The organism is Rhizobium sp. P28RR-XV (assembly GCF_012641385.1).
Taxonomy (GTDB): Bacteria; Pseudomonadota; Alphaproteobacteria; order Rhizobiales; family Rhizobiaceae; genus Rhizobium.
On sequence record NZ_JABAIG010000007.1, the window covers coordinates 82,497 to 107,357 of the forward strand.

Consider the following 24,861-nt stretch of genomic DNA (forward strand, 5'->3'; position numbering starts at 1 on the left):
GCCCCGTCTTGACCGTTTTGGTCCGTGCTCAGGCACTTGGGTACGTGTAGAACTCCCAAGAGGTTGGCGTCTGCGACATGTTGGCAGAGCTCCTGGGCTTTCGTTGATTGTCTTCAACGCACAAGAGGTGCCGATATCGGCATCCATGGCAACCGTACCCCGGCTTAGCACTTGCTTGCGTGAACATGTTGTCGATGAACGACGCCTCGATGGCCGATTTAGGAATTTTCGCGCATGGCGCGACTGCAATAGCGGCCAATGCCGACATCCCGCATGTGGAAGACCTTTCTGAACTCTCTTGGTCGTTCGGCGTTATGCCTAGGACATCAGGAATGCGGGAGATAAGCATGACCAAACCCAAGCTCATTGGTGTGAACCACGTCGCGCTCGAGGTCGATGATGTCGACGCAGCGCTCGAGTTCTATGGCGAGATCTTCGATTTCCAGCTCCGCGGGAGCCACCGTGATGAGAGCGGTGTTCTACAGAGGGCTTTCGTGGATATGGGAGACCAGTTCCTCGCCTTGAGCCGTGGCAGGACACAAGAGCGCGACACGAACCGTCATCTCGGTCTGGTCGTCGACGACAGATCGAGCGTCATGGACCTTGCCACCGCGGCCGGCGCGATCGTTCCGGAAGGCCGCCCATTCAACTTTCTCGACCCTTGGGGAAACCATGTCGAAATCGTCGAATACCGCGAAGTCCAGTTCACCAAGTCGGCCGCCGTACTTAAGGCGCTGGGTGTCTCTGCCGACAAGACCGAAGCCGCGAAGGAAGAAATGCGGAAGAACGGAGTTTTGTGATGTCGAAACGAGATGCTTTCGTCGTACTTGGCGCGTCCGGCCATATCGGATCGGTCGTTGCTCGAAGGCTTCTTCAAGAGGGGCACCAGGTCATCGCGGTCGTGCGCGACGAAGCCAGGGCCAGTGACCTCAAATCCGCCGGCGCCGACATCGCCGTCGTCGATGTCGGTAATATGGAGGCTCTTCGCGCCACGCTTAATCGTGGCCGACGAGCATTCCTATTGAACCCCCCGGCTCCCGTCACCATCGATACAGATGCAGAAGAAACCCGGACGGCCACGACCATCGCCGACGCAGTCGCCGGAGCGGACTTGGAAAAAATCCTGGTGGAGTCCACCTACGGCGCGCAGCCGGGGAATGCGATCGGCGATCTCTCTGTTCTTTGGAATTTCGAGAAACGCGTTGGCGCAGCCGCGATCCCGACGGCCGTCAACCGCGGCGCATATTACTTCACCAACCTCGATATGCTGCTCAACGAGGCTCGGCAGGGCTTTATCACCACGATGTTCCCGGCGCATTTGAAGATACCGATGGTGGCTCCGACCGATCTTGGCATGGCTGCAGCAAGACGACTGACCACTCCGCTCGACGACGTCGGAATCCAGTATGTGGAAGGACCGAAGGCATACTCGTTCGACGAGGTGGCGGCTGCTTTCGCCGAAACGCTCGAGCATGCCGTTACCGTCCGAACGATTGAACGAAGCGAGTGGGAATCGAGCCTGAAGCAAGCGGGTTTTTCAGAACAAGCGGCCCATGCCTACGCGCGAATGATCGAGGTATCGTTGGGCGGATTCGATATGCCCGAAGACCCCATGCGTGGAACAACTAGCTTGCGGGCTTACATCTCAGGCCTCGTGAAGACCGGGGCTTCGGCACATTGCTGAAGTTCGAAGGGCTGAGATTTGCGGTTCCCCACCCCAATCAGCACGTCATCAGCGCTCGCGCTCGGGATTAGAATCGGCACTCCCCTGCAGGACACACCAGAGCGCCGATGCCGCTGCTCCGTGCGCGTTTCCGGCTCGGCGCGCGGCGACAAGCTCGATCAGGCCGCCATGGAAATAGCTGCTGGCCATGGAGTTCAAACGGCCGTCGCGCAACTCAGCAGCGACAAGAAAATCCGGCATAGGTCCCCAACCAAGTGCCTGCAGGATCACTTCTTTTTTCATGAGTAGATCACCGACGGTGCAGGTCCGGGCGCCTTCGATGACGTAGCGGGCCATTCTACCGCGCTATCTCGAATGATGCATTGGACCAGGTCCAGCGTCCGCTCCAGCGACGCCTCCTCCAGTGGAAAAGGCAGAAAATTCGGAGCGACGACGGGAATCAGCCGGATGCGTCGAAGATTGATTGTTTCAAAGCGCTTCAGCTTAGAGACATAACCGGGATGAGGGATCGACTGCCCGCCATCGCCCTTCCTCTTCAAAGAATTCGGCCATCTTGACGGGGATGGAAGTTTCCTGACGGCGATCTGGCCGGATGAAGAATTGAGAGGACGTCCGGGACGTGAGCCGCGTTTCTACATAATATTTGGTTCATTGCCCGTTTTCCTCAGCCTTCAGTTGATCGATCGCGTCGAGAGCGTCGTCCGCCGACCATCCCGCACGTAGAGCTGCAGCGACAAGACGGATCTCGACTTCCTGCTCCAGCCTAAGAAAGGAAACCTCGAGCGCTTCTTTCGCCGTGACGATGTGATCGTCATGGGGGACAACGGGGGGAATTCTAGCAGTTTTTGGCACAGCACGCCTCCCTTGAAGTTGAGGACTGTTCTCAGTGGTTTTGACATTGGCCCGGATCAGATTTGCCTTGGTTCGGCGTCCGGTTGGCGAGGTTTAGAGCTCGTGCGCCCTTTTGATAGGTACGCCGGGGCTCCAAAAATGTTCCACTTAATGTCAACTTTCATTGTGAAATTTGGGCACAGCGCCTGACCCGGACGATTCGTCATCGCAATTCCCACCGGGACCAACTATAGCCGGAGAGCTCATCCTTTGCCTTTCTTGTCTTCTTTGAGCAGCGTATCCACCCCGCGCAGCAGGCTCTTCAACTCCGGCTCGCGGACATGGGCGGCGGCTTCGTTGGGCGAGAACCATTGCAGCTGGCGCTGCCCGCGCTCCGGAAAGCGCTCGGCCAATTCGGCGACGTCAAGAAGATGGACTTGAACGACAGAGGGGACGGTCTCGCCGGTGCCGAGGACTTTGAGATAGGTGTAGTAGCCGAAGCGTTTCTTCCTGGCCTTTCCTCTGACGCCTGCCTCTTCCCAGGCTTCGCGTTCGGCGACCTGATGCGGAAGCTTCCTGTCCATCGGCCATCCCTTGGGAATGACCCATCGGCCGCTGTCGCGCGAGGTGATCAGCAGGATTTCGACATTTTCCTGCCCCTGCGCTCGCCGGTAACAGATCGCGCCATATTGTTCGATGGAGCGGCCGGCGAAGAGTTTGTCCGCCTCGCCGGCCAGACGGCTAAGATAGGTCTTTTTAGTCATTCGCGGTCACGGCCGCCTGTGGGACCGGGCTTGGCGTCCGGCTCTGCAGGAGTTCGCCGCGCTCTTCCAAAACGGGATAGGCAGCGGCGGCGACCAGGTGGGAATTGATCTGCTTGAGATCACGCAGCAGATCGAGGTGAAGCGAGCTGGTCTCGGCGGTTTCGATCCCACCTTGCCGCAGGCGCTGAAAATGGGCTTCCGTTCCCTCGCGCTCCGCCTTGCGAAAAATGACCTTCTCCTCTGCCAGCAGGCGGGCGGCACTCTCGTTCTGTGTCATGAACAGGGCGGCCGTCGTCCGCAGGTTCGATTGCAATCGGTCGAAAAGCCTTGCCAGTTCGAGCTGCCCCTCCTTCGAGAAGCTCAAACTCCGGCGAAGGCGCTTGGCCAGGTGCGGCAGCAGGTTCTGGTCGAGCACGTCGCCGGCATGCTCCATGTTCATCGAAAACAGCAGGATTTCGTTCAGACGCCGCCTGTCGGCTTCGCCGAGCTCATCGGGATCGATCGAAGTCAGATAGGTCTTAACCGCCGTGTTGAGGCTGTCGAGGATGTTGTCCAGCGACCGCAACCGCGTCAATGCGCGGCGATCGGTGTCCGACAGCGCCGATTTCGCGCCGGCGAGCATTTCCGACAAGACGTCGACCAGCCTCAGCGCCTCCCGCGCCGCGGCCCCGAGAGCAACGACAGGCGTCTCCTTGGCGGCCGGATCGAGATATCTCGGACGTGTCGGATCGGCCTCGTCGATTCTCTGCGGCAGCAGTTTCGTCAAAAGATCGGCATAGGGCCGCAGCAACGGCATGAAGACCACCGCCAGAACGATATTAAAGGCACTGTGAAAATTGGCGACGGCACGGCCACTGTCGCTGTCGACCATCGCCGACAGGCGCGTGGCGGGCTCCAGCAGGCCGATCACCGCGATCACCCCGACGATACGCGTCAGCATATTGCCGATCGGCAGCCGTTTGACGGATAGATCGGTGCCCGACTGCCCTTCGATCAGCGGGTTGATCGCGGTGCCTAAATTGGCACCGAGAACGAGAGCAAAGGCCTGATCGAGATCGACAAGCCCCTTGCTTGCCAGGGACATGATGAGCAGCACCACGGCGACACTGGAATGGGCGGCCCATGTGAGGATGGCCGCAAGAAGCATGCTGAGCACCGGCGTCGCGGCGATCGCGTCCAGCACATAGGCGAGCGCTTTCGACCCTTCATATTGCGTCATCAGATCGAGCAGCTGATGCAGCGTCAAAAGCATGAAGCCAAGCCCGATCATGACGCGCCCGAGATCGTGAATGCGCGAGTTCCCGATCCGCCGGAACATCAGGACACCAATGAGGATGAGCGCCGGCGAAGCGGCCGCGACGTCGAAGGACAGCACCTGCACGATCAGGGTCGTTCCCACATTGGCGCCCAGCATGACGGCAAGCGCCGGCACGAGATCCACCAGTCCGCCGGCTGCAAAGCCCGATGCCATCAGGCCGGTTGCCGTGCTGCTCTGCAGGATCGCGGTGACACCGATGCCGGCAAAGAACGCCTTCATGCGATTGCTCAAGGCGCGGCCGAGAAAAGAGCGGAGATCCGGGCCGAATGCCCGCTGTATGCCGGTCTGGACCATGCGCGTGCCCCACAGCAACAGGGCGATGTGGCCGGCCAAAGCAACCAGGCCGAAAATAAGCGCCATAGCGGTCCTCCGTATGTCTGTGATGCCCGGATAAATGCCGAACATCAGCATCTCGATCAACTAACCTTTTATTAGCCGACTATGTTCTTTACCTTCTCGCCTTTCGCAAGACATACTGTCATAAAACGGTCACAAATAAAATTTCCCTGTTTATAAACAAGGGAAATGATCCTTTACCCGCCTCTGATCGTCTCACGCCAGACCAGGTCCGCTTGCAATGTCAGCGATCTTCCCTCGGCAACGCCGCTTTCCGACAACCAAGTCACGGCCTCACGTGCAATGACCGTGACCGGTTGCGAAAAAGTGGTCAGCCGATAAGAAGACCAGGATGCCTGTTCGATATCATCGAAACCGACGACACACAGCTGTTGCGGGATGGACAGCGAAAACTGGTGGCGAGCGGCGTCCATGAAGCCGCAGGCGAGCAGATCAGTCGCGCAAAAGACCGCATCAGGCCGCTCCTTGCGCGTCAGAAGGCGTTGCGCCACGATCTGGCCGGCCTCATATCCGGTCCAGCCATGCCTTTCGACCACGACGTCAAGACCCTGCTCGCGGGCTGCGGCGATGAAGCCCTGCTCCCTTGCCATGAGGCTCGGCGTACCGGCCTCGGAATTCGCAAAAGCAAGTCGCGTACAGCCGGCCCGCACAAACGCCGTTACGACGCGTGCGGCGGCCTCCCGATCATCGAGATTGATATGCAGCGGCCCCGATTGGTCTTCATCGCGATTGATCAACACGAGGCGCTGCCCGCTGCGCAGACAGAGCTGCGTGATCGATTTGTCCGGCAACCCCGATAAGATCACGGAGGCATCGGCGCGGTAGCGGATCGCCTGCTGCAGGGCCTTGTTGACGCTGCCGTCGGAGCGATCGGTATTGATCAGCATCGCCACCTTGCCGGCAAGCTGCAGGTGTAGCGTCAGTTCACGCAGAAGAGCGGAACGATAGGGTGTCGCGACATCAGAAACGATGAGGCAGACGATGCCGCTTTCGTTACGCATCAATCCCCGAGCAAGGTGATTGACCTGGTATCCCAGCTCTTCCGCCGCCTGCAGCACCTTTTGCCTAGTGGCTTCGGAGACGCTTGCCCCCGGCGTGAAGGCACGGGAAACCGCCGAGCGCGAAACACCTGCGCGCTGCGCCACTTCCTCAGCGCTGACAAAATCTCGTTGCGACACCGTGCCTCTCCCATTCGCTATAGGACTTGATCATAGTTTGCAATCGCGTGCAACGGCCCGTTATGTCGGCAATGTGAAACTTTTATGACAATCCCGGTTGACAGGGTGGGCTAAGCAATGCAGCATTTGCACACGCTTGCAAAAAGTGCTCGGCGTGGAGGCGCCGTACAGGAGGAGGACATCATGCGATTGGTCAACATGGCTGCGGCAACCCTTGCCGCGGGAATATCTCTTATTGCCTGGTCGGCGCATGCTGCAGGTGATCTCAACGTGATCTGCTCTGCCGATCCTGAAGTCTGCGATCTGATGAAGGGCCTGTTCGAGAAGCAGAGCGACATCAAGGTCAACATGGTTCGGCTTTCCGCAGGCGAAACCTATGCGAAGATCCGCGCCGAAGCGCGCAATCCGAAAACGGACATCTGGTGGGCGGGAACCGGCGATCCGCACTTGCAGGCCGCGGCCGAGGGCCTGACGCTCGAATATAAATCAGCGCTCTTGGACCAGCTTCAGGATTGGGCAAAGAAGCAGGCCGAAAGCGCCAATTTCCGAACGGTCGGCGTCTACGCGGGAGCCCTTGGCTGGGGGTACAACACCGATATTCTGAAGAAAAAGGGCCTGAAAGAGCCGAAGTGCTGGGCCGATCTGCTCGACCCCTCCTACAAGGGCGAAATCCAGATTGCCAATCCAAACTCGTCGGGGACGTCCTACAATACACTTGCCACACTGGTGCAGATCATGGGTGAGGACAAGGCCTTCGATTATCTTTCGAAGCTCAATGCGAATATCTCACAGTATACCAAATCCGGTTCCGCGCCGGTGAAAGCAGCCGCGCGTGGGGAATCGACGATCGGTATCGTCTTCATGCATGACGCCGTTGCTCAGACGGTTGAAGGTTTCCCGATCAAGGCGGTCGCACCTTGCGAGGGCACCGGCTACGAAATCGGCTCCATGTCCATTATCAAGGGCGCGAGAAACCTCGATAACGCCAAGAAATGGTATGATTGGGCCCTAAGCGCCGATGCGCAATCGCATATGAAGGACGCGAAATCCTATCAGCTTCCCTCCAACAAGTCGGCCGACGTTCCGAAGGAAGCGCCGAAGTTCGAAGAGATCAAATTGATTAATTACGACTTCAAGAAATATGGCGATCCAACCGTTCGCAAGGCTCTGCTTGCGCGATGGGACAAGGAAATCGGCGCTAAGGCCAACTGATCGCCTCTGTCGATTGCCCTTGCAGGCCGGCTCTTATGCATCCGGCCTGCTGAACTTCCGATTTTGCTGAATGGAATGCAAATCCAACCATGACCAATAGCAAACGCCGGCTGGATGTCGCGCTGATCTTCGGCACCGCTGCCCTGATACTACTCCCATGGTATCGCATCGAGGGTGGCTTCTTCGGCCTTGGCTGGCTGGGCAGCTTTCCAGGCGACCCCTCCACAGCGCCCGGAATCCTGCAGATTGCCAGTCATGGCCGATGGTGGCTCGCGATTGCCGTCGGGCTTTTCGTGCTCGGCGGCATCGCGCGCTTCGTCTCCGATCCGATGCCGCGTGGTGCGCTCATGGCGCTTGTCGGCGCAGTGGGCTTTGCTTTTATATCGCTACAAGGGCTCGCCATTACGGCATCTGGCTGGAGCTGGTCGATCTGCCAAACCCTGTTCGGTGCTTTGCCGGACGGACAGCCGGCCATGGGCGCTGGCGCCATCGTCCTCGGCATCGTCTTTGTCCTTCTCTTTTCCTTCGGCCTTGCCGAACGCGGGGCTATGAAGGGCGACGCCTTCGTCGTCAGCGCCATCACAATGCTCGTTGTGCTGGTCGCGATCTTCGTCTTCTATCCCGTCGGCAGCATGTTCGTGGGCGCGTTCCAATCCTTCGACGGATCGTTCGATCCCAGTGGCTTTACAACGAACATCCAGGATCCGTCGATCTGGAACCTTGGCTGTATTATTGGCGGCGACCGTTGCGGCGTCGCCTGGCGCACACTCTGGCTTGCCATCCTGACGGCAAGCGGGTCGACGCTGCTCGGGCTCTGCTTTGCCCTGGTCGTCACTCGTACCCGCTTTCCCTTCAAGAAGGGACTGAGGCTGCTGACAATCCTGCCAATCATCACGCCGCCTTTTGTGGTCGGTCTGGCGTTGACCTTGCTGTTCGGTCGAGCGGGCGTCGTCACGCATGCGGCTGCTTCACTGCTTGGAACAGAACCGAGCCGCTGGCTCTATGGCTTGACGGGTATCTGGATCGCTCAGGTTCTCTCCTTCACGCCGATATCCTTTCTCGTGCTGATCGGCGTCGTAGAGGGTGTCAGCCCATCAATGGAAGAGGCGTCGCAAACGCTGCGCGCCAATCGCTGGCGCACATTCTGGCGGGTCTCCCTGCCGCTGATGAAGCCGGGCCTGGCAAATGCCTTCCTGATCGGCTTCATCGAGAGCATGGCGGATTTCGGCAATCCGATGGTCCTTGGCGGCAGCCACGGCGTTCTGTCGACGGAGATTTTCTTCAGCGTCGTCGGCGCCCAGAACGACCCGTCGCGTGCGGCCGTCCTTGCCATGATCCTGCTGGTCTTCACGCTGAGCGCCTTCCTTGCGCAGCGTCTCTGGCTGCAGAACAAGAGCTTTGCGACCGTCACGGGCAAAGGCGATTCCGGCGCTCACGCCGCCCTACCCCGCGGCCTTTCAATCACGGTCCATGCGCTCGTCATTCCCTGGATGATCTTTACCGTCGTCGTCTATGTCATGATCTTCTTCGGCGGTTTCGTGCGCACCTGGGGCCTCGACAACACGCTAACGGTCGAACACTACATCAAGGCCTTCTCGATTGGTCTGCGAGACGATGGCAGTCTTGCCTGGAGCGGCGTTGCCTGGAACTCTTTCTGGACGACGATGGAGATCGCCCTGATCTCCGCACCCTTGACGGCGGTGGTCGGCCTGCTGACGGCCTACCTGACCGTGCGGCAGAAATTCCTCGGCCGCGGCCTGTTCGAATTCGCGCTGATGATGAGCTTTGCGATCCCTGGCACCGTCATCGGCATTAGCTACATCATGGCTTTCAACCTGCCGCCGCTAGAGATGACCGGTACCGCGCTGATCCTGGTCGCCTGTTTCGTATTCCGCAATATGCCGGTCGGCGTACGCGGTGGCGTTGCGGCCATGAGCCAGCTGGATAAGAGCCTCGACGAGGCCTCGCTGACGCTGCGGGCCGACAGCCTGCGAACGATCCGGAAAGTAATCCTGCCGCTTTTGCGGCCGGCGATTACGGCAGCACTCGTCTATTCCTTCGTGCGAGCCATCACTTCGATCAGTGCCGTCATATTTCTCGTCAGCGCCCAATACAATATGTCCACCGCCTATATCGTCGGCTTGGTCGAGAACGGCGAGTACGGCGTCGCGATCGCCTATTCCTCCGCGCTCATCGTCGTCATGATCATCGTCATCGCCGGCTTCCAGCTGCTCGTTGGAGAAAGACGGCTGAGACGCGTAAATCGTATCGCGATCACTTCCTTACCGACCGCGTCCGCAGCCCTTGCCCAGGAGAAACCTGCATGAACCCGAAGGCTACCGGTTCCGTCGTCTTCGAGAATGTCCGAAAGGCCTTCGGCGCCTTTACCGCCATTCCCGACCTGTCGCTGACCATTGAACCCGGAACGCTCGTGACGCTGCTCGGCCCTTCCGGCTGCGGCAAAACGACGACACTTCGGATGCTGGCGGGGCTTGAACATCCGTCCTCCGGCCGCATCCTGATCGGCGGCAAGGACGTCACCATGCTTCCCGCCAACGAGCGCGACGTCTCCATGGTCTTTCAAAGCTATGCCCTGTTTCCGCACATGACGGCGCTCGACAATGTCGCCTATGGACTTCAGTCGTCAGGTATGAAGCGGAAGGAGGCACGAGACAAAGCAGAAGAAGCTCTCGGCCTTGTCGGCCTTGCAGGCATGGGTGCGCGTCTTCCAGCCGAACTCTCGGGCGGCCAACAGCAGCGCGTCGCCGTCGCGCGGGCTCTCGTCCTCGAACCGCAGGTGCTGCTTCTTGACGAGCCGCTTTCCAATCTCGATGCGCGGCTGCGCCGGCGCGTCCGGACAGATATTCGCGAATTGCAGCAGCGGCTCGGCTTTACCGCCGTCTACGTTACCCACGACCAGGATGAGGCGCTTGCCGTGTCCGACCGCATCATCGTCATGAAGGATGGCGACATCGCACAGCAAGGTGCACCGCGCGAGCTTTACGACACCCCGGCGTCAGCCTTCATCGCCGATTTCATGGGTGAGGCGAATGTCATGCCATGCGATGTCATCGAAGCCGACGGCGATGGCGCCATGATCGCGATCGAAGGACTCCGCCACAGGATTAACGGCCGTTCGCTCAATCCCGGTCCCGCCCAGCTTGCCGTGCGGCCGAACGCCATCACCCTGACGCCAAGGACGAGCAGCGGCCTCTTCAATGGCCAGATCACCCACTCCGCCTATCTCGGCGATCACGTCGAATATGAGGTCAAGACCGCTCGCGGCTCGCTCTTCGTCATCGACGCAACCGTCGATTCCGCCCTTCCTGCCAAAACGGATGTGACCATCGCCTTCAAGGATCGTGGCATCGCCATCATCGGCGACTGAGCGCCCCCAACATCAGACGATTAAGGACACCTCACATGACATCCGCTCCCCTCGCCGATCTCGAAACACGCCTCGCGCTTGCCGAGGCGATGGCCCAGGAGGCCGGCAGGCTCGCCCTCGATTATTTCAAGCGCCGCGAGACCCTGATCATCGAAACCAAGCGCGATCTGCACGACGTCGTATCGATTGCCGACCGGGAGGTGGAAAATCTCATTCGAGGACGCATCCAGGAAGCGCATCCCACCGACAGCATTCTCGGTGAAGAATATGGTCTGGAGACAGGCTCGTCCGGCTACACCTGGGTCATCGATCCGATCGACGGAACCAGTCCCTTCGTCAACGGTATGCCGAACTGGTGCGTTTCTATTGCGGTACTGTGGGGCGGCATTCCCGTGATCGGCGTCATCTCGGCGCCATGCCACGACGAGCTTTACGTCGCCGCCCACGGCAAAGGCGCTATGCTGAACGGCAAGAGCCTCAAGCTGGACCCGTCGCGCAATATCCGCAACGCCGTGACCGGCATCGGCGCCAACAATCATGTCTCGCCGGCCTTTGTCGGGAAGATGGTCGAGCAAGTGCTCGAGGCCGGCGGCAATTTTATCCGCAACGGCTCAGGAGCTCTGATGCTCGCCTATGTCGCCGCCGGCCGGCTGGTCGGCTATTACGAGCCGTATATGCATGCTTGGGATTGTCTTGCCGGCTATTGCCTCGTGAAGGAAGCCGGCGGCTGGTACCATCCCTTTCCGACAGACGGTGAACGGCTGACAAAAGGATCGGTGGTTCTGGGTGCTGCTCCCGGTGCAATCGACGACCTCAAAAAGATAGCTGGCTTATAAATTTCTCGGGTGGACAAGAGCTGAGCAGATATTAGTTTAGGTGAACGCGCTTGCAAGTTTGATCGCTGGGTGCGGCGAATGCATAGTGTAAAGCGGACTGGCAGATCGAGGAGGATCGGCCAATCCGTTTCGCAAGAGGATAAAAATGGGAGGAATAATGCCTAATTTTTTCGCTTCGAGCTGCCTTGTGGTGGCTGCAATTTCATTCAGTGGAACATCGCACGCGCTTGCAGCAACCGAGCTGCAATGGTGGCACGCCATGTCGGGCGCCAATAACGAAGTCGTCGAGCAACTGGCCACGGAATTCAATGCGAGCCAGAAGGACTACAAGATCGTTCCGGTGTTTAAGGGCACGTATCCTGAAGCACTCAATGCCGGCATCGCCGCGTTCCGTGCCAAACAAGCGCCAGCCATCCTGCAAGTCTTCGATGCCGGCAGCGGCGTAATGATGGGCGCTGAAGGCGCCATCATGCCAGCGGCCGACGTGCTGAAGAAGGGAGGCTACACCTTCGACAAATCACAATATTTGTCGGGCATTGTTTCCTATTATTCGAAGCCGGATGGCACAATGCTGTCCTTTCCGTATAATTCGTCTTCGCCGATCCTCTATTACAACAAGGCGACCTTCAAGAAGGCCGGTCTCGATCCCGAAAGCTCGCCGAAAACCTGGCCTGAAGTCTTCGAAGCGGCCAAGAAGATCAAGTCGAGCGGCGCTTCGGCCTGCGGCTTCACTTCCACCTGGCTCACCTGGATCCAGACCGAAAATTTCGCCGCCTGGAATAATGTCAGCTATGGCTCCAACGAAAACGGCCTCGGCGGCACCGACGTCAAACTGGCTTTCAATGCGCCGCTGTTTGTCCAGCATTTCCAAGCGATCGCCGATCTCGCTAAGGACGGCACCTTCCGCTATGGCGGTCGCACCTCCGAGGCAAAGCAGCTCTTCACGTCTGGAGAATGCGGTATCCTGACGGAATCATCCGGCGGCCTCGGCGACATTATCAAGAGCGGCATGAATTACGGCATCGGGCAACTTCCTTATTACGAAGGTGAAGGCCGACCGCAAAACACCATTCCCGGCGGCGCCAGCCTTTGGGTTTTCGCTGGCAAGAGCGATACCGAATATAAGGGTATCGCGGAATTCTTCCATTTTCTGTCGCAGACCAAGATCCAGGCGCGCCTGCATCAGGTGTCCGGCTATCTGCCGGTGACGACGGCCGCCTATGAGGAAACCAAGAAATCCGGTTTCTATGACAAGAATCCCGGTCGCGAAACGCCGATCCTGCAAATGCTCGGCAAGGCGCCCACGGCCAATTCCAAGGGCGTGCGCCTCGTCAACCTGCCGCAGGTGCGCGATATCATGAATGAGGAGTTCGAGGCGATGTTGGCCGGCAAGGAGGATGCCAAGACGGCACTCGACAAGGCCGTTGAGCGCGGCAATGCCGCCATCCAACAGGCCATCGGCAATTGATGCGCTGATGCGTTTGGCCCGCGACCGTCACGGCTGCGGGCAGTTTCCCCATCATAGGAGATCGCCGTGCAGCGCGTCGTCTTTCCGAACAAGCTCCTTCCCTATTTCCTCGTCACTCCGCAGATCGTTCTCACGGTCGTCTTCTTTTTCTGGCCGGCAAGCCAAGCGCTTTATCAATCGATGCAGCGCGAAGACCCCTTCGGGCTGAAGAGCGGCTTCGTGGGGCTTGCGAATTTCCGCGCCGTTTTGTCCGACGAGACTTACCTGCATTCCCTGCAGGTGACGGTAATTTTCAGCATTGCTACGGCACTGCTGTCGATGGTCCTCGCGCTCGCGCTTGCCACCGCCGCCGATAAGGTCGTGCGCGGCCAGACACTTTATCGCACGCTCCTGATCTGGCCTTATGCGGTTGCGCCCGCCGTCGCCGGCATGCTTTGGCTCTTCATGTTCAACCCGGCCATGGGCACCTTCGCCTATATCCTGCGCCGTAACGGCTTTGCCTGGGACCCGCTTTTGAACGGCAGCCAGGCCATGGTGCTGGTCGTCGTCGCTGCGGCCTGGAAGCAGATCAGCTACAATTTCCTCTTCTTCGTGGCTGGCCTGCAGGCGATCCCCAAATCGCTCTTGGAAGCCGCCTCCATTGACGGCGCTCGCGGCAACCGGCGCTTCTGGACCATTGTCTTCCCGCTGCTCGCGCCGACGACTTTCTTCCTCCTGGTGGTCAACACGGTTTACGCCTTCTTCGACACCTTCGGCATCATCCATGCCGTGACCGGTGGCGGCCCGGCAAAGGCGACGGAGACCCTCGTCTACAAGGTCTACAATGACGGTTTCGTCAACCTCAACCTCGGCTCCTCAGCGGCCCAGTCGGTCATCCTCATGGTGATCGTCATAGCGCTGACGGCATTTCAATTCCGCTTCGTCGAAAAGCGCGTGCACTATGCGTGAGGCGAGCCGATGATCGAAAAACGTCCCATCGCCAATCTGATCGGCCATCTCATGCTGATCCTTGGCATCGTCGTCGTCGCCTTCCCGATCTACTACACCTTCGTTGCCTCGACGATGACGTCCGCCGAGATTTTGCGGCCTCCGATCTCGCTGTTGCCCGGCGGGCATTTCGCTGAGAATTATGGTGAGGCACTCTCCGGCGGTGTCGAGCGCGTGGTCGGTGTCAGCCTGCCGCGCATGCTGTGGAACACGTTCGTCGTGGCGGTCGTCATCGCTGCCGGCAAGATCGCGATTTCCTTCCTGTCGGCATTCGCCATCGTCTTCTTTCGCTTTCCGCTGCGGATGGTGTTCTTCTGGATGATCTTCGTCACGCTGATGTTGCCGGTGGAGGTACGTATCCTGCCGACCTACAAGGTGATCGTCGATCTTGGAATGATCGATACCTATGCCGGCCTCACCCTGCCGTTAATGGCATCGGCAACAGCGACCTTCCTGTTCCGGCAATTCTTCCTGACGGTGCCGGGTGAACTGCTGGAAGCCGCCCGCATCGACAATGCCGGCCCCTTCCGCTTCATGCGCGATATCCTGCTGCCGCTGTCGAAGACCAATATCGCTGCCCTGTTCGTAATCCTCTTCATCTATGGCTGGACGCAATATTTGTGGCCACTTCTTGTCACCAATGACGCGAAGATGTCGACGATCATCATCGGGCTCAGAAAGATGGTGGATTTCGCCGACGCGGCGACACCCTGGAATTTCGTAATGGTGACGGCGATCCTTGCGATCATCCCGCCCATCCTCGTGGTGGTGCTGATGCAGCGCTGGTTCGTCAAAGGCCTTGTAGAGACGGAGAAATAATGGCTGGGATCACCCTTAGGGACGTTCGCAAAACCTATGGCGGCAATGTCGATGTAATCAAAGGCGTGTCGCTCGATATCGCCGACGGCGAACTTGTCGTACTGGTCGGACCTTCCGGCTGTGGCAAGTCCACGCTCTTACGTATGATCGCGGGCCTCGAAGCTATCTCCTCTGGCGAAATTAATATAGGCGATCGCATCGTCAACCGCCTTGAACCCTCAGAGCGCGACATCGCCATGGTCTTCCAGAACTACGCGCTCTATCCTCATATGACCGTGCGCCAAAATCTGGCATATGGCCTGAAGAACCGGAATTTCCCAGCAGCCGAGATAGACAAGCGCATTCAGTCAGCGGCACGATCGCTCGAGATCGAACCCTTCCTCGAGCGCAAACCACGTCAACTCTCCGGTGGTCAGCGACAACGTGTAGCGATGGGGCGCGCCATTGTGCGCGAACCGGCGGCGTTCCTGTTCGACGAGCCGCTTTCCAATCTCGATGCCAAGCTACGAGTGCAAATGCGCGTCGAGATTAAACGGTTGCAACGCTCGTTGGGAACCACCAGCGTCTATGTCACTCATGACCAGATGGAGGCCATGACACTTGCCGACCGCCTGGTCGTATTGAATGGCGGGCGGATCGAACAGGTCGGCACGCCGATTGAGCTCTATGAATGCCCTGCCACGACATTTGTTGCGACCTTCATCGGGTCGCCTTCAATGAACCTGCTCAGGATCACAGAAAAAAGCGGCGCCGTCCTCGCACCAGCCATGAGCCAGAATGCTGGCGACGCGACAATTGGAATTCGGCCCGAGGATCTTTATCTTGCCGAGGACATAAATGATGCAGCCCTCATCGTCCGTGCGCGTGTCCAGGCGATAGAGTTGGTCGGTGCTGAAAGTTACGTCTACGGCATCTTGCACGATGAACAGACCATTGTCTTTCGTGTTCCCGGTCGCTCCCGGATAGTGATAGATTCCGACCTTGCCGTCGCTGCTTCCGCCGAAAACCTGCATTTCTTTGACGGCGAGGGAAACAGGCTAGACCGGGATTGATGATCGGCCTCCTATCCTGGCAGCTTGTTCAAGGGCATTGGGTTCGCTGCGATTGGAATCCTTGGTGCAATCCCAGTTCTATACGGAACCTGGAAGGGTCGCCTAAAATCCGGACGATAGAGATCGCGCCATCGATCAAGCGAAACGTGAAAGCTCGCCTTTCCGCAAGTTAGATTCAGCGCGACGTGACGACCGCTTATGCTCCCCTATGCTCGCCGGACTTCTCGTCAGCGGCCCAACGTATAACTATCTTTGGCCCTGAGCCATCGGACGAGAAATGGGTAAAGCGGTAGCTCCGCTTTAAGACAATGCCCCAACGCAGCTGCTAAAAGCTGGGCGGCATTATGAGTATCTTGAGTTGATCGATGGGATCAGACACGGAAACCAGCGGGAAATGGGCATCGCGACGGATCATCTCAAGACGAGGATTTTGCCAGCAAGGCTCAGTCCGTGGCCGCTGCCAGCACAGAACCACCTCGTGGCTGTTGAACGAGAATTGCCGAGTGAAGGACATGCGACGCCTTCGAGAAACCGAATGTCGCAGGACTTTCGTCCCATTGCCCGATGCGTTTCAATGCAGGGACGACGTTTATTTGGGCCAAAGTGCCGCCGGCGCCTTCGCCTCGCGCAATTGGTACGTTGACAATGTTTGGGTCGTACTGGATCAACCAGACATCCGCCGCCATTCCTCGGCCATCGCCGCGCCCTGTCTCCGCGCGGCTTTAGCTAAGGGTGATGGACGGCCCCGTCAGGTGGGAAACGGTTGACAGAAGTTGGGCCAGTTCGACGAGATTGTTCCCAACCACAGTCGTTGTGCCGTTGATAACCATCTGTGGTTTAAAGGACCATGACTGATGCAACGGCGCCTCGTATGCAATCTGTCTATCCGCAAATTCCTGTTTTCCGAATATGTCCTTCCAGCCGAGATAATCCCAGTATGTGACTGAAGCTCAACGCGAGGACATCGTCGCGCTTTCTGAGCTTTAACAGGTTGGCGTTCGCGGGCGGGCAGGACGAACATCCCCAGCTTGTGAAGAGTTCAACAACCGTGAAGGGACGCATGTCGCTCGGTGCCGAATGAAAAACGCCCACCATGACATACGCGACCGTTGCGGCGACCATTAACTTCGCTATCGGCCTCATCGCTTCTCTCCCAATGGTTCCATCATCGATGTCGCAACGAGATGGTCGCTTATTACATGGTCACGGCTTCGTGACCGCCGGGCAGCTATTCTTAGGCGAGATCTCTCCAGCTGCGAGGCGATGTAGCGCCGTCTACAAAAGATTATTTCACAATGCCTGTGATGAGAGTACTTTAGCATCCTTATTTGCCCGATAGGACCGTACCGTAGCCAGCTCTGGAGGAGCGCCATGGCGACCGTTGACCATCTGGAAACAGCGTCGCCGACGAGAGGTCCCACGACGATCTTCGTTAACCGTCATTCGGTGCTGACGCGCATCACGCACTGGCTTAATCTTCTTTGCCTCAGCCTGTTGCTAATGAGCGGTCTGCAGATATTCAACGCTCATCCATCGCTCTACTGGGGCCAGTACGGCGCCGATGCCGATCCATCCTGGTTTTCGATCGGGACTGTCCACGACGGAGATAGCACGCGTGGCGTCTTACGCGTTGGAAGCCTGTCTGTTGCGACAACAGGTGTTCTCGGCGTTTCGCGGGTCGGCGGCGATGTGACCGAGCGGGGCTTTCCTTCCTGGGCCACCATCCCGAGCTATCAGGATCTCGCGACCGGCCGTCGATGGCATCTGTTCTTTGCCTGGCTCTTCGTGATCAACGGATCGATCTATATGCTTTACGGTGTCCTGAGCGGTCATTTCCGGCGCGATCTCGCGCCGCGCGCTGACGAGCTCTCGCCCTCTCATCTTAAAGAAGAGATCGCCGACCACGCACGCCTACGCTTCCCGAAAGGAGAAAAGGCGCGCCATTACAATGTTCTTCAGAAGCTCGCTTATCTCATTGTTATCTTCATTCTGCTGCCGCTTATGCTTGCAACCGGGCTGACCATGTCACCCGGCATGGATGCCGGCTTTCCCTTTCTGCTTGATTTCTTTGCTGGCCGGCAGTCGGCGCGCTCCATCCATTTCATCTGCGCCTGGTCGATCGTCTTCTTCGTTGTGGTGCATGTCACAATGGTCATCCTTTCCGGTCTTTGGAACAACATGCGTTCGATGATCACCGGCCGTTACAGGATCGAGAATAACGGGGGTGGGGAATGACGTTCTCCATCACACGACGCCACCTGTTGATCGGATCAGCGGCTGGGCTGGGTGCAATCGGCCTTACCGGCTGCGACGACGTCGTCCAGAACGCCAAGATTCAAAATGTCCTGGCGATGGCGGAAAAGCTGACGATGAAAAGCCAGCGAATTTTGGTTCCGAGCGACAAGCTGGCTCGCGAGTTCTCGGAAGCGGACATCTCGCCGACCTTCAGGCCGAACGGTACCAGTCAGCCGGACAGCGAAGACTATGCCCGGATGACGGCGACCGGCTTTGCGGACTGGCGGTTGAAGATTGACGGTTTGGTCCAGCACCCGCTTGAGCTCTCGTTAGCGGATCTAAGAAAGTTGCCATCGCGGACGCAAATCACGCGGCATGACTGTGTGGAAGGCTGGAGCGCGATAGGGAAATGGAGGGGCGTGCCGCTTGGGCTTCTCCTACAGAGTGCCGGTATCAGGCCGGGAGCTCGCTATGCGGTGTTTTACTGCGCCGACCAGCTCGAACAAACGATCGACGGCAGCGGCACCTACTACGAGAGCATCGATCTAATCGATGCCTTTCATCCGCAGACAATCCTTGCTTATCAGCTCAACGGCAATGATCTGGAAGTGGCACATGGCGCGCCACTGAGGCTGAGGGTTGAACGCCATCTTGGCTACAAACACGCAAAATATCTCACGCGCATTGAAGTCAAAGACAGCTTCGCCAGCCTATGGGGTGGCAAGGGCGGTTTCTGGGAGGACCGCGGCTATGAGTGGTACGCGGGGATCTAACCGCTCGGAAACGTCTGACTACGGGCAATTAGGCCCATCAAGAGGAGGAGAATATGCTCAAGCTTGCGATTGCGACTGCTTTACTGATGACAGCCTTCACATTGCCGGTCTATGCGGCGAACGCGATGGTGATGAAGTGCGATGACGCTTCCATGATGAAGGCGCAGAGCGACGTGGATGCTATGACCGGGCCGATGATGAAGGAAAAGAAGGCGATGGCATCTAAAGAAATGATGATGGCCAAGGATGCGATGAAAGCTAAAAAAATGGACGATTGCAAGATGCACATGGACAAAGCCATGAAGAGCATCGGCAAGATGTAAGAAGCCAACCATGGCGGCCGGTCAACGTCCGGTCGCCACCATCAAAGATCATTTGTTCAGTCGACCAGCCAAGCGCTGCATGAGATCCATTTGTTTATAGAAATCGCCGCGATCATGCTGGGTGCATCCTCGCGAAGCGGATAAAAGACGCAGTGATGTTCGCATCGCGCTCATATCCTGAAGGACCTTTGCCCTCCGCCAGATTTGCGATACCTCGGTCCAAAGCTCGGACGTGGCGGCGTACCTCGGCGGCACCCCATTGCGCACGCGTGCGGCGAATTACCGAACGCAGATCAGTTTTTCGCCTCGGCGGTAAGAGTATCGGCCCTCAACCCGCCATTGGGTTTGAGGCGCCGACCGCGGCTGCCTTGGAGACGATATGTCCTTTCACAGAAAAACGATAATCTGCGCAATGTGGAAATGATAATTACGGCGCATGAAATAATTAGAGAGTATCACGACCTGGTGGCTTGAGCAGCTGTCATTGGAGATCGGCGTCCCAAACGGCGGGATCTCGCACGAGGCCAGCGAAAGGATGCAGCGGCAGTTTAGAGCGTGGTGCGTAAAAGTGTAGGCGCTTTTTTGGACGACATCACGCTCTACTTCTTTGATTCTAGAGCGGATTCAGATTTTAGGTCGAACAGACCTAAAATCATCCGGCTCTAGTTCAACAGCCGGTTTTCCCGAAGGCGCGCCGCTGCCATGTCCACGAAGGCCCGAACCTTGGCGGGCGCGTGTCGCCCTTCCGGGTGAAGGATGTGAATGGGCATTGGCGGCTCTTCATAGTCGCTGAGAACGATCTGCAGCTCCCCCGCAAGCAGGGCTGGACCGATTTGGTAGTGCAGGACTCGGGTCAGTCCCCAGCCTGCCCGGGCGGCCGTGATCACGGCGTCGTTGGTGTTGCATTGTAGAAGGGGGTCGATCGTCACCCGATGATCGTTTGCAAAACGCCATTCGGGCGATGCCCAGGCGCTTGTGGACGCGGCAATGCGATGGTTCTTGAGCTCGGCCGGTGTGGTCGGAACGCCATGGTTCTCGAAATAGCTCGGGGACCCGCAGATGACATGTCGAACGGTCCCGACCTTTATGGCGGAGAAACCTGAATCCCGTAGATGGCCGATACGAACGGCGACGTCGACGCCTTCTTCGACGATGTTGACCGGGCGATCGATAAACAGCGTCCTTGCATGCATGGTCGGGAAGGTGTTCAGGAATTCGGTCACGATAGGCAGCATATACATCTGCCCGAACAATGCAGAAGCCGTGATGGCCAGCATACCAGTCGGAGTGGCATAGGAGCCTCCCGCAGCGGCCTCCGCTTCGGCGATATCCGCCAATATGCGGCGGCAATCGTCGAAATACCGTGTGCCAGCCTCCGTCATTTTGACGGAGCGCGTCGTGCGAACGAAAAGGCGGGCGCCAATCAGATCTTCAAGCGCTGCAACGGCGCGGGTGACAGCCGGTGCACTCATATGCATGTGCCGCGCGGTATCCGCAAAACTTCCGGTCTCCGCAACCCTCACGAAAATCCGCATTGCCTGCCATCGATCCATTCGCCCCTCAAAGATTGCTCGTGTTGCTCAACGTGACCGTCGCCCAGAAATCTATCAATCCCGAAAGAGATCGAGCAAGACCGTTTCGAGCTTGATACCAATGACATGGCTGGCGATGTCATGAAAGATTGACGATGGCCTATACGGATCGCAACAGAGATCGGCTGATGTAGGACGCTGCCAGTCTTTCGATGTCGGCACAGGCTCGCGTGCCGACATCGGCTTTCAAGGCGCGCTCGCGGTGCTCGGCGTCTGGCTTGAGAGCCACGGCTATTGCCTTGGAAAGCTGGAAATCGAAGCTCGAGCCCTTGCGGGCCATATCGACTTCGGCCCCCGTCATGCCGAGCGCCTTTGCGTCCATTTCCTGCTGTCGGGCAAAAATTGGATCCCCGCGTCCGGCAGTAAGCGCGAGCTCGATCGACAGCCGCGCCCGAGCCTCGAGCTTGAAACCTGCCATGGTGGCGACCTCCCAGATGCGGATCTGGCTTTAGAAGCCGAAGTCGCTCAAACCCTGGTGATCGTCAGGCCGGCGGCCGAGCGGCCAGCGGAACCTGCGCTCCGCCTCCGTGATCGGGTGTTCGTTGATGCTGGCATGCCGCGCCCGCATCAGCCCGTCCTCCGCGAATTCCCAGTTCTCGTTGCCATAGGCACGAAACCACTGACCGCTGCCGTCGTGATATTCGTAGGCGTAGCGAACGGGCGGTTGCCCTGGAAAGCCCAAATCTCCTTGATCAGGCGATAATCGAGCTCGCGGTTCCATTTGCGCCTCAGGAAAGCTTCAGCCTCGGCACGATTGGTCGCGAATTCGACGCGGTTGCGCCAGCGTGTGTCGAATGTATAGGCGAGCGCCACCTTGGCGGCATCGCGGCTGTTCCAGCCACCTTCGGCAAGACGGACCTTTTCGATGGCGCTCTGTTCATTGAAAGGGGGAAGTGGCGGACGAGACATGGTTCGGTGCCTTATAGATTGGAAATGGATGCGGCGGCGTGGCCGACACCAGGCGGAAGATGATCGGCACGGAGCCGATCTGTCTCTGGATGCCTTCCGGCATCAATGGGAAGCGTCAGAGTTCGAGCTGGATCTGGTTTTCCTCATCGCTCTCCTGCTCGGCGGGCACCGAGCAGCACAGCAGCACTTCGCCTCCGCCAATCGCCGCCGTCGGCTCCTTGATGTAGCTCACCGTGCCCTTGGTGAGCTTGGTGCGGCATGTGCCGCAACTGCCTTCCCGGCAACTGAATTCGGGGCTGAGGCCGCGCGCTTCCGCCAACTCAAGCAGCGTACCGGCCTCAGGTGTCCACCGGGCTTCCTTCAGCGATCCCATGAAGGCGACCGGCACCGGCTTTGTAGATGGCGGTCGACGGGTGGATGGGCTCGCCCCGGCGTCGAACGTTCGCTTTAGTGATGACGGGCCGAAAGCCTCCGCATGAATGCGGTCATCGGCTATATTATAGCCGCGCAAGCCATCGTAGAGTGATTGGGTGAACTGTGGCGGCCCGCACAGGTAGAAATCATAATCGTTGAACGGCAGGTGGCGGGACAGGAGCGGCATGTCGATGCGCCCGATGGCGTCATAGTCAACGCTTTCTTCAGCGCCATTGGCATCGCTCAAGACCCGGATCAGCCTCACCGCGCCCCGCGCGGCGCTGACGAGCTCGGAGATTTCCCGGTCGAACGGGCGCTCCTGTCTGGAACGCGCCGCGTGAAAAAGAATGATCGGGCGAATGCGCTGCTTGCGCAGGCCCTCGTAGACAACGTGGCGCAACATGGCAAGCAAGGGCGTTATCCCGACCCCGCCGGCAAGCAATACTGCCGGACGGGTAGCGCGGGCGTCGATGATAAAACTGCCGGCCGGCGAGCGTGCCTCGATCGTGTCGCCGACGCGGATATGATCGTGGAGGTGCTGTGATACCGCGCCGTCGCGCTTGACACTGATGCGGTAAACGCCGTCCGAGGGTGCCACCGACAGCGTATAGGTTCGGATGATAGGCTTGTCGACGCCTGGAACGCTGATGCGGATCGGCAGATGCTGGCCGGCAACATGCGGCAGCAAACCCGCCCCATCGCTTGGCTGAAGGTGAAACGAACGGATGGAGGCGCTTTCTTCCACAATCCTGGTCACGGTCAGGGCGCGCCATCGGGTGGCGAGTTCCGCGGCGCGCAGCCGATTGGCCGCCTGCACCCAATCGCCGGTCATCAACGAATTGGCGGACCAGCCGTCCTCCCGGAAGGACCAGCGCAGTGCCAACGCGTTCCGCCGGCGGATGATCCGGCGTGCCTTGAACGTCCACAGTCGTTCGGCGCCCTGAAAGGCCGCGATCTCCGGTGAATCGAGAATAAGCTCGGCGTCACCGGTCATCTGAAGCATGTCGCCGCTGGAATAATCGACGAAGACAAGCCCGGCCTTGCCGTTCAATAGGATGTTGCCGAGCGTTGCGAAAAAGAGGTTTCCGTCGAAGTCCGGGATTGTCAGTGTCCCATCGCCCGCAATGCGAACGAAACCGGCCTTGCCGCCGCGATGCGACACGTCGACCTGGCGTCGATCCTCGCGATCGGCATAGGAGGCGACGAAAAACGCATCCGCATCCGTGATCATGGCGCGTGCGGCACCATCGAGGTCGGGCAGGTCTTCGACGGTGTCGGAAAAATCTCCGCCCGGATCTCGAACGAATTCGAAATCACGCAGCTGAATGTAACGCGGGCAGTTTCCAAAGCTCTGGTCGACATCCACACGGAAGCCGTCGGGTGAATCGGAGACGAAGCCGTTCATTCGGTTGCGCCGCCTTGTGTGCATCTCCATGCCAAGCAGGCCGATTGGCCGGCCTTCGGCCAAACCCTCGCTTGCGGGGTCTGTTGGATCTCTTGTAATCGCGATATTCAAGGCGGTTGGCGATGGAGAGGACATGAAACCCGGGCGCCCTTCAAGGAAGGTTGCCCACGCGTCACCACGGCTGTCGACGCTGGCTAGCACGATGAACGGCAGCTGGGCGTAGAAGTCGCGATGCTGGTCTGGCATGAAATCGCGGATGACACGCTGGCCGACGGTCGCCATGCGTTCGGCGACGCCGACCTTCTGCTGAATATAGGTCTCGCCTTCGTGCCAAACCGGGAAGGTCTTCAAGGTCTCGTTCATGTCCTGTCTCCGAAATGAAGATCGGGCGCACGCATGCCGCACGCCCTTATCCCGGGCTCAAGCCGCAAGGCCGACCGGCGTGTGAGCGAAGGGGACGAAGCCCGCCAGCGCCTCGATACGACGAAGGAACGCGTCGACGGCAGGGTAGGTGGAAAGGTCGACATTGCCTTCCGGCGCACGGGCCACATAGCTGTAGATCGCAACGTCCGCGATCGTCGGCGCGTCGCCGACGAGCCAGTTGTGCTCAGTAAGCTGGCTTTCGAGTTTGCGCAGCAGCGCATGGGCGCGGCCGATAACCTCTTCTGGATTATATTTGGCGCCGAAGACGGTGATTAGCCGCGCCGCTGCCGGACCATAGGCCACTTCACCGGCGGCAACCGACAGCCAGCGCTGGACAGCGGCGGAGCCCTTGGCGTCTTCTGGTAGCCAATCCGTCCGGGCCGCTTTCTTTGCGAGATAGACCAGGATGGCATTGGAATCGACGATCACAACGTCGCCATCCTCCAACACCGGCACCTGGCCGAATGGGTTCAGCCTGAGAAATTCGGGCGTCTTGTGCGCGCCGGACTTCAGGTCGACTTCGACCAGCTCGTGGGGCAGGCCGAGCAGCGAGGCGAACAAACGTGCCCGATGCGAGTGACCCGACAGAGGGTGATGATAAAGTTTCATGGTGCGCTCCCTAACTCTTCTGGCCGGGTCTATTCCCGATCCGTATGCCGAAAGTGCGACAGGTAGCCGCAAATGAGAACGGTCGCGTTTGGCAGTTCATAATTGCAGTTGACGCAATAATTCCAAAAAACGCGCGGAGGGGTGTGACGGGTCAAGATGTGGAACACTGACCAATATTCTCTCGGTGGATTTCTAAGCTAAGCCATGCCTCGCGCGTGACCCCATGCCCATTTACACGCTGAAGATGAAAAGACCCAGGACCATGGATCAAGATCAAGCGCTGG

The 24,861-nt window shown here is 58.7% G+C and carries 22 protein-coding genes and 2 pseudogenes; 13 read left to right on the forward strand and 11 right to left on the reverse strand.

The features are described from left to right. Positions 1-194 precede the first annotated feature (194 nt). Both HGP12_RS16030 and HGP12_RS16035 read left to right on the forward strand, forming a co-directional pair. Positions 195-800, forward strand: a complete 606-nt coding sequence (locus HGP12_RS16030) for a VOC family protein (protein WP_246703428.1) — start codon at positions 195-197, stop codon at positions 798-800. After that, positions 800-1,684, forward strand: a complete 885-nt coding sequence (locus tag HGP12_RS16035; RefSeq protein ID WP_168879226.1) for an NAD(P)H-binding protein — start codon at positions 800-802, stop codon at positions 1,682-1,684. The genes HGP12_RS16030 and HGP12_RS16035 overlap by 1 nt, the downstream gene beginning before the upstream one ends. A 48-nt stretch (positions 1,685-1,732) precedes the next feature. Here HGP12_RS16035 and HGP12_RS16040 read toward each other — a convergent pair whose 3' ends face one another. From HGP12_RS16040 to HGP12_RS16060, 5 genes are all read right to left on the reverse strand, one after another. Continuing rightward, a complete protein-coding gene (locus HGP12_RS16040; RefSeq protein ID WP_168879227.1) occupies positions 1,733-1,966 on the reverse strand; it encodes a hypothetical protein in 234 nt (77 codons plus the stop codon). A gap of 366 nt (positions 1,967-2,332) precedes the next feature. Beyond that, on the reverse strand, positions 2,333-2,536 hold the full coding sequence (locus HGP12_RS16045) for a hypothetical protein (protein ID WP_168879228.1): 204 nt from the start codon (positions 2,534-2,536) through the stop codon (positions 2,333-2,335). A 242-nt stretch (positions 2,537-2,778) separates the two neighbouring features. Further along, positions 2,779-3,279 carry an NUDIX hydrolase gene (locus tag HGP12_RS16050; RefSeq protein ID WP_168879229.1) on the reverse strand — a complete coding sequence of 167 codons (501 nt, stop codon included), beginning with the start codon at positions 3,277-3,279 and terminating at the stop codon, positions 2,779-2,781. Next, positions 3,272-4,957 carry a Na/Pi cotransporter family protein gene (locus HGP12_RS16055; RefSeq protein WP_168879230.1) on the reverse strand — a complete coding sequence of 562 codons (1,686 nt, stop codon included), beginning with the start codon at positions 4,955-4,957 and terminating at the stop codon, positions 3,272-3,274. Before HGP12_RS16055 ends, HGP12_RS16050 begins: the two co-directional genes overlap by 8 nt. 173 nt (positions 4,958-5,130) lie before the next feature. Then, positions 5,131-6,132 (reverse strand): LacI family DNA-binding transcriptional regulator, encoded by a 1,002-nt coding sequence (locus HGP12_RS16060; protein WP_168879231.1) that lies wholly within the window; start codon positions 6,130-6,132, stop codon positions 5,131-5,133. A gap of 183 nt (positions 6,133-6,315) precedes the next feature. On the opposite strand from HGP12_RS16060, the gene HGP12_RS16065 reads away from it, so the two are divergent. From HGP12_RS16065 to HGP12_RS16100, 8 genes are all read left to right on the forward strand, one after another. Beyond that, a complete protein-coding gene (locus HGP12_RS16065) occupies positions 6,316-7,344 on the forward strand; it encodes an ABC transporter substrate-binding protein (protein ID WP_168879232.1) in 1,029 nt (342 codons plus the stop codon). Between the two features lie 89 nt (positions 7,345-7,433). Continuing rightward, positions 7,434-9,671, forward strand: coding sequence for an iron ABC transporter permease (locus HGP12_RS16070; protein ID WP_168879233.1), 2,238 nt, complete (start codon positions 7,434-7,436; stop codon positions 9,669-9,671). Next, the gene (locus HGP12_RS16075) at positions 9,668-10,732 is read left to right on the forward strand and encodes an ABC transporter ATP-binding protein (protein WP_168879234.1); all 1,065 of its coding nucleotides are present in this window, start codon (positions 9,668-9,670) and stop codon (positions 10,730-10,732) included. The genes HGP12_RS16070 and HGP12_RS16075 overlap by 4 nt, the downstream gene beginning before the upstream one ends. A gap of 35 nt (positions 10,733-10,767) precedes the next feature. Beyond that, the gene (locus tag HGP12_RS16080) at positions 10,768-11,568 is read left to right on the forward strand and encodes an inositol monophosphatase family protein (RefSeq protein WP_168879235.1); all 801 of its coding nucleotides are present in this window, start codon (positions 10,768-10,770) and stop codon (positions 11,566-11,568) included. Positions 11,569-11,725: 157 nt separating this feature from the next. Further along, on the forward strand, positions 11,726-13,036 hold the full coding sequence (gene ugpB / locus HGP12_RS16085; RefSeq protein ID WP_168879236.1) for a sn-glycerol-3-phosphate ABC transporter substrate-binding protein UgpB: 1,311 nt from the start codon (positions 11,726-11,728) through the stop codon (positions 13,034-13,036). Between the two features lie 66 nt (positions 13,037-13,102). Next, the gene (ugpA, locus tag HGP12_RS16090; protein WP_168879237.1) at positions 13,103-13,984 is read left to right on the forward strand and encodes a sn-glycerol-3-phosphate ABC transporter permease UgpA; all 882 of its coding nucleotides are present in this window, start codon (positions 13,103-13,105) and stop codon (positions 13,982-13,984) included. Between the two features lie 9 nt (positions 13,985-13,993). Further along, a complete protein-coding gene (ugpE, locus tag HGP12_RS16095) occupies positions 13,994-14,842 on the forward strand; it encodes a sn-glycerol-3-phosphate ABC transporter permease UgpE (protein WP_168879238.1) in 849 nt (282 codons plus the stop codon). Continuing rightward, on the forward strand, positions 14,842-15,894 hold the full coding sequence (locus tag HGP12_RS16100) for a sn-glycerol-3-phosphate import ATP-binding protein UgpC (protein WP_168879239.1): 1,053 nt from the start codon (positions 14,842-14,844) through the stop codon (positions 15,892-15,894). The genes ugpE and HGP12_RS16100 overlap by 1 nt, the downstream gene beginning before the upstream one ends. Positions 15,895-16,616: 722 nt before the next feature. Here HGP12_RS16100 and HGP12_RS34665 read toward each other — a convergent pair. Continuing rightward, positions 16,617-17,037, reverse strand: a pseudogene (locus HGP12_RS34665) (DUF1223 domain-containing protein). A 228-nt stretch (positions 17,038-17,265) separates the two neighbouring features. Between HGP12_RS34665 and HGP12_RS16110 the strand changes: the two are divergent. Genes HGP12_RS16110 through HGP12_RS16120 form a run of 3 tightly spaced genes read left to right on the forward strand, consistent with a single transcriptional unit; the run spans position 17,266 to position 19,225 of the window. Beyond that, the gene (locus tag HGP12_RS16110; RefSeq protein WP_168879240.1) at positions 17,266-18,129 is read left to right on the forward strand and encodes a cytochrome b/b6 domain-containing protein; all 864 of its coding nucleotides are present in this window, start codon (positions 17,266-17,268) and stop codon (positions 18,127-18,129) included. Further along, positions 18,126-18,902 (forward strand): molybdopterin-binding protein, encoded by a 777-nt coding sequence (locus HGP12_RS16115; RefSeq protein WP_168879241.1) that lies wholly within the window; start codon positions 18,126-18,128, stop codon positions 18,900-18,902. Before HGP12_RS16110 ends, HGP12_RS16115 begins: the two co-directional genes overlap by 4 nt. A gap of 53 nt (positions 18,903-18,955) precedes the next feature. Beyond that, a complete protein-coding gene (locus tag HGP12_RS16120) occupies positions 18,956-19,225 on the forward strand; it encodes a hypothetical protein (protein ID WP_168879242.1) in 270 nt (89 codons plus the stop codon). 662 nt (positions 19,226-19,887) lie between these two features. Here HGP12_RS16120 and HGP12_RS16125 read toward each other — a convergent pair. The 5 genes and pseudogenes from HGP12_RS16125 to HGP12_RS16145 form a co-directional block, all read right to left on the reverse strand. Next, positions 19,888-20,778 carry a LysR family transcriptional regulator gene (locus HGP12_RS16125; protein WP_168879243.1) on the reverse strand — a complete coding sequence of 297 codons (891 nt, stop codon included), beginning with the start codon at positions 20,776-20,778 and terminating at the stop codon, positions 19,888-19,890. Between the two features lie 139 nt (positions 20,779-20,917). Continuing rightward, on the reverse strand, positions 20,918-21,235 hold the full coding sequence (locus HGP12_RS16130) for a hypothetical protein (RefSeq protein ID WP_246703429.1): 318 nt from the start codon (positions 21,233-21,235) through the stop codon (positions 20,918-20,920). 30 nt (positions 21,236-21,265) lie between these two features. Beyond that, positions 21,266-21,726, reverse strand: a pseudogene (locus HGP12_RS16135) (DUF1348 family protein). 115 nt (positions 21,727-21,841) lie between these two features. Further along, a complete protein-coding gene (locus tag HGP12_RS16140; protein WP_168879244.1) occupies positions 21,842-23,908 on the reverse strand; it encodes a pyridoxamine 5'-phosphate oxidase family protein in 2,067 nt (688 codons plus the stop codon). Positions 23,909-23,965: 57 nt separating this feature from the next. Beyond that, positions 23,966-24,577 carry a glutathione S-transferase family protein gene (locus HGP12_RS16145; protein WP_168879245.1) on the reverse strand — a complete coding sequence of 204 codons (612 nt, stop codon included), beginning with the start codon at positions 24,575-24,577 and terminating at the stop codon, positions 23,966-23,968. Positions 24,578-24,861 lie beyond the last annotated feature (284 nt).

Bases quoted from the DNA above. Each gene is read 5' to 3' on its own strand.
- HGP12_RS16030 (WP_246703428.1), top strand. From the start codon at position 195: ATGAACGACGCCTCGATGGCCGATTTAGGAATTTTCGCGCATGGCGCG.
- HGP12_RS16035 (WP_168879226.1), top strand. From the start codon at position 800: ATGTCGAAACGAGATGCTTTCGTCGTACTTGGCGCGTCCGGCCATATC.
- HGP12_RS16040 (WP_168879227.1), bottom strand. From the start codon at position 1,966: ATGAAAAAAGAAGTGATCCTGCAGGCACTTGGTTGGGGACCTATGCCG.
- HGP12_RS16050 (WP_168879229.1), bottom strand. From the start codon at position 3,279: ATGACTAAAAAGACCTATCTTAGCCGTCTGGCCGGCGAGGCGGACAAA.
- HGP12_RS16055 (WP_168879230.1), bottom strand. From the start codon at position 4,957: ATGGCGCTTATTTTCGGCCTGGTTGCTTTGGCCGGCCACATCGCCCTG.
- HGP12_RS16065 (WP_168879232.1), top strand. From the start codon at position 6,316: ATGCGATTGGTCAACATGGCTGCGGCAACCCTTGCCGCGGGAATATCT.
- HGP12_RS16070 (WP_168879233.1), top strand. From the start codon at position 7,434: ATGACCAATAGCAAACGCCGGCTGGATGTCGCGCTGATCTTCGGCACC.
- HGP12_RS16075 (WP_168879234.1), top strand. From the start codon at position 9,668: ATGAACCCGAAGGCTACCGGTTCCGTCGTCTTCGAGAATGTCCGAAAG.
- HGP12_RS16080 (WP_168879235.1), top strand. From the start codon at position 10,768: ATGACATCCGCTCCCCTCGCCGATCTCGAAACACGCCTCGCGCTTGCC.
- ugpB (WP_168879236.1), top strand. From the start codon at position 11,726: ATGCCTAATTTTTTCGCTTCGAGCTGCCTTGTGGTGGCTGCAATTTCA.
- ugpE (WP_168879238.1), top strand. From the start codon at position 13,994: ATGATCGAAAAACGTCCCATCGCCAATCTGATCGGCCATCTCATGCTG.
- HGP12_RS16100 (WP_168879239.1), top strand. From the start codon at position 14,842: ATGGCTGGGATCACCCTTAGGGACGTTCGCAAAACCTATGGCGGCAAT.
- HGP12_RS16110 (WP_168879240.1), top strand. From the start codon at position 17,266: ATGGCGACCGTTGACCATCTGGAAACAGCGTCGCCGACGAGAGGTCCC.
- HGP12_RS16115 (WP_168879241.1), top strand. From the start codon at position 18,126: ATGACGTTCTCCATCACACGACGCCACCTGTTGATCGGATCAGCGGCT.
- HGP12_RS16120 (WP_168879242.1), top strand. From the start codon at position 18,956: ATGCTCAAGCTTGCGATTGCGACTGCTTTACTGATGACAGCCTTCACA.
- HGP12_RS16125 (WP_168879243.1), bottom strand. From the start codon at position 20,778: ATGGATCGATGGCAGGCAATGCGGATTTTCGTGAGGGTTGCGGAGACC.
- HGP12_RS16130 (WP_246703429.1), bottom strand. From the start codon at position 21,235: ATGGCAGGTTTCAAGCTCGAGGCTCGGGCGCGGCTGTCGATCGAGCTC.
- HGP12_RS16140 (WP_168879244.1), bottom strand. From the start codon at position 23,908: ATGAACGAGACCTTGAAGACCTTCCCGGTTTGGCACGAAGGCGAGACC.
- HGP12_RS16145 (WP_168879245.1), bottom strand. From the start codon at position 24,577: ATGAAACTTTATCATCACCCTCTGTCGGGTCACTCGCATCGGGCACGT.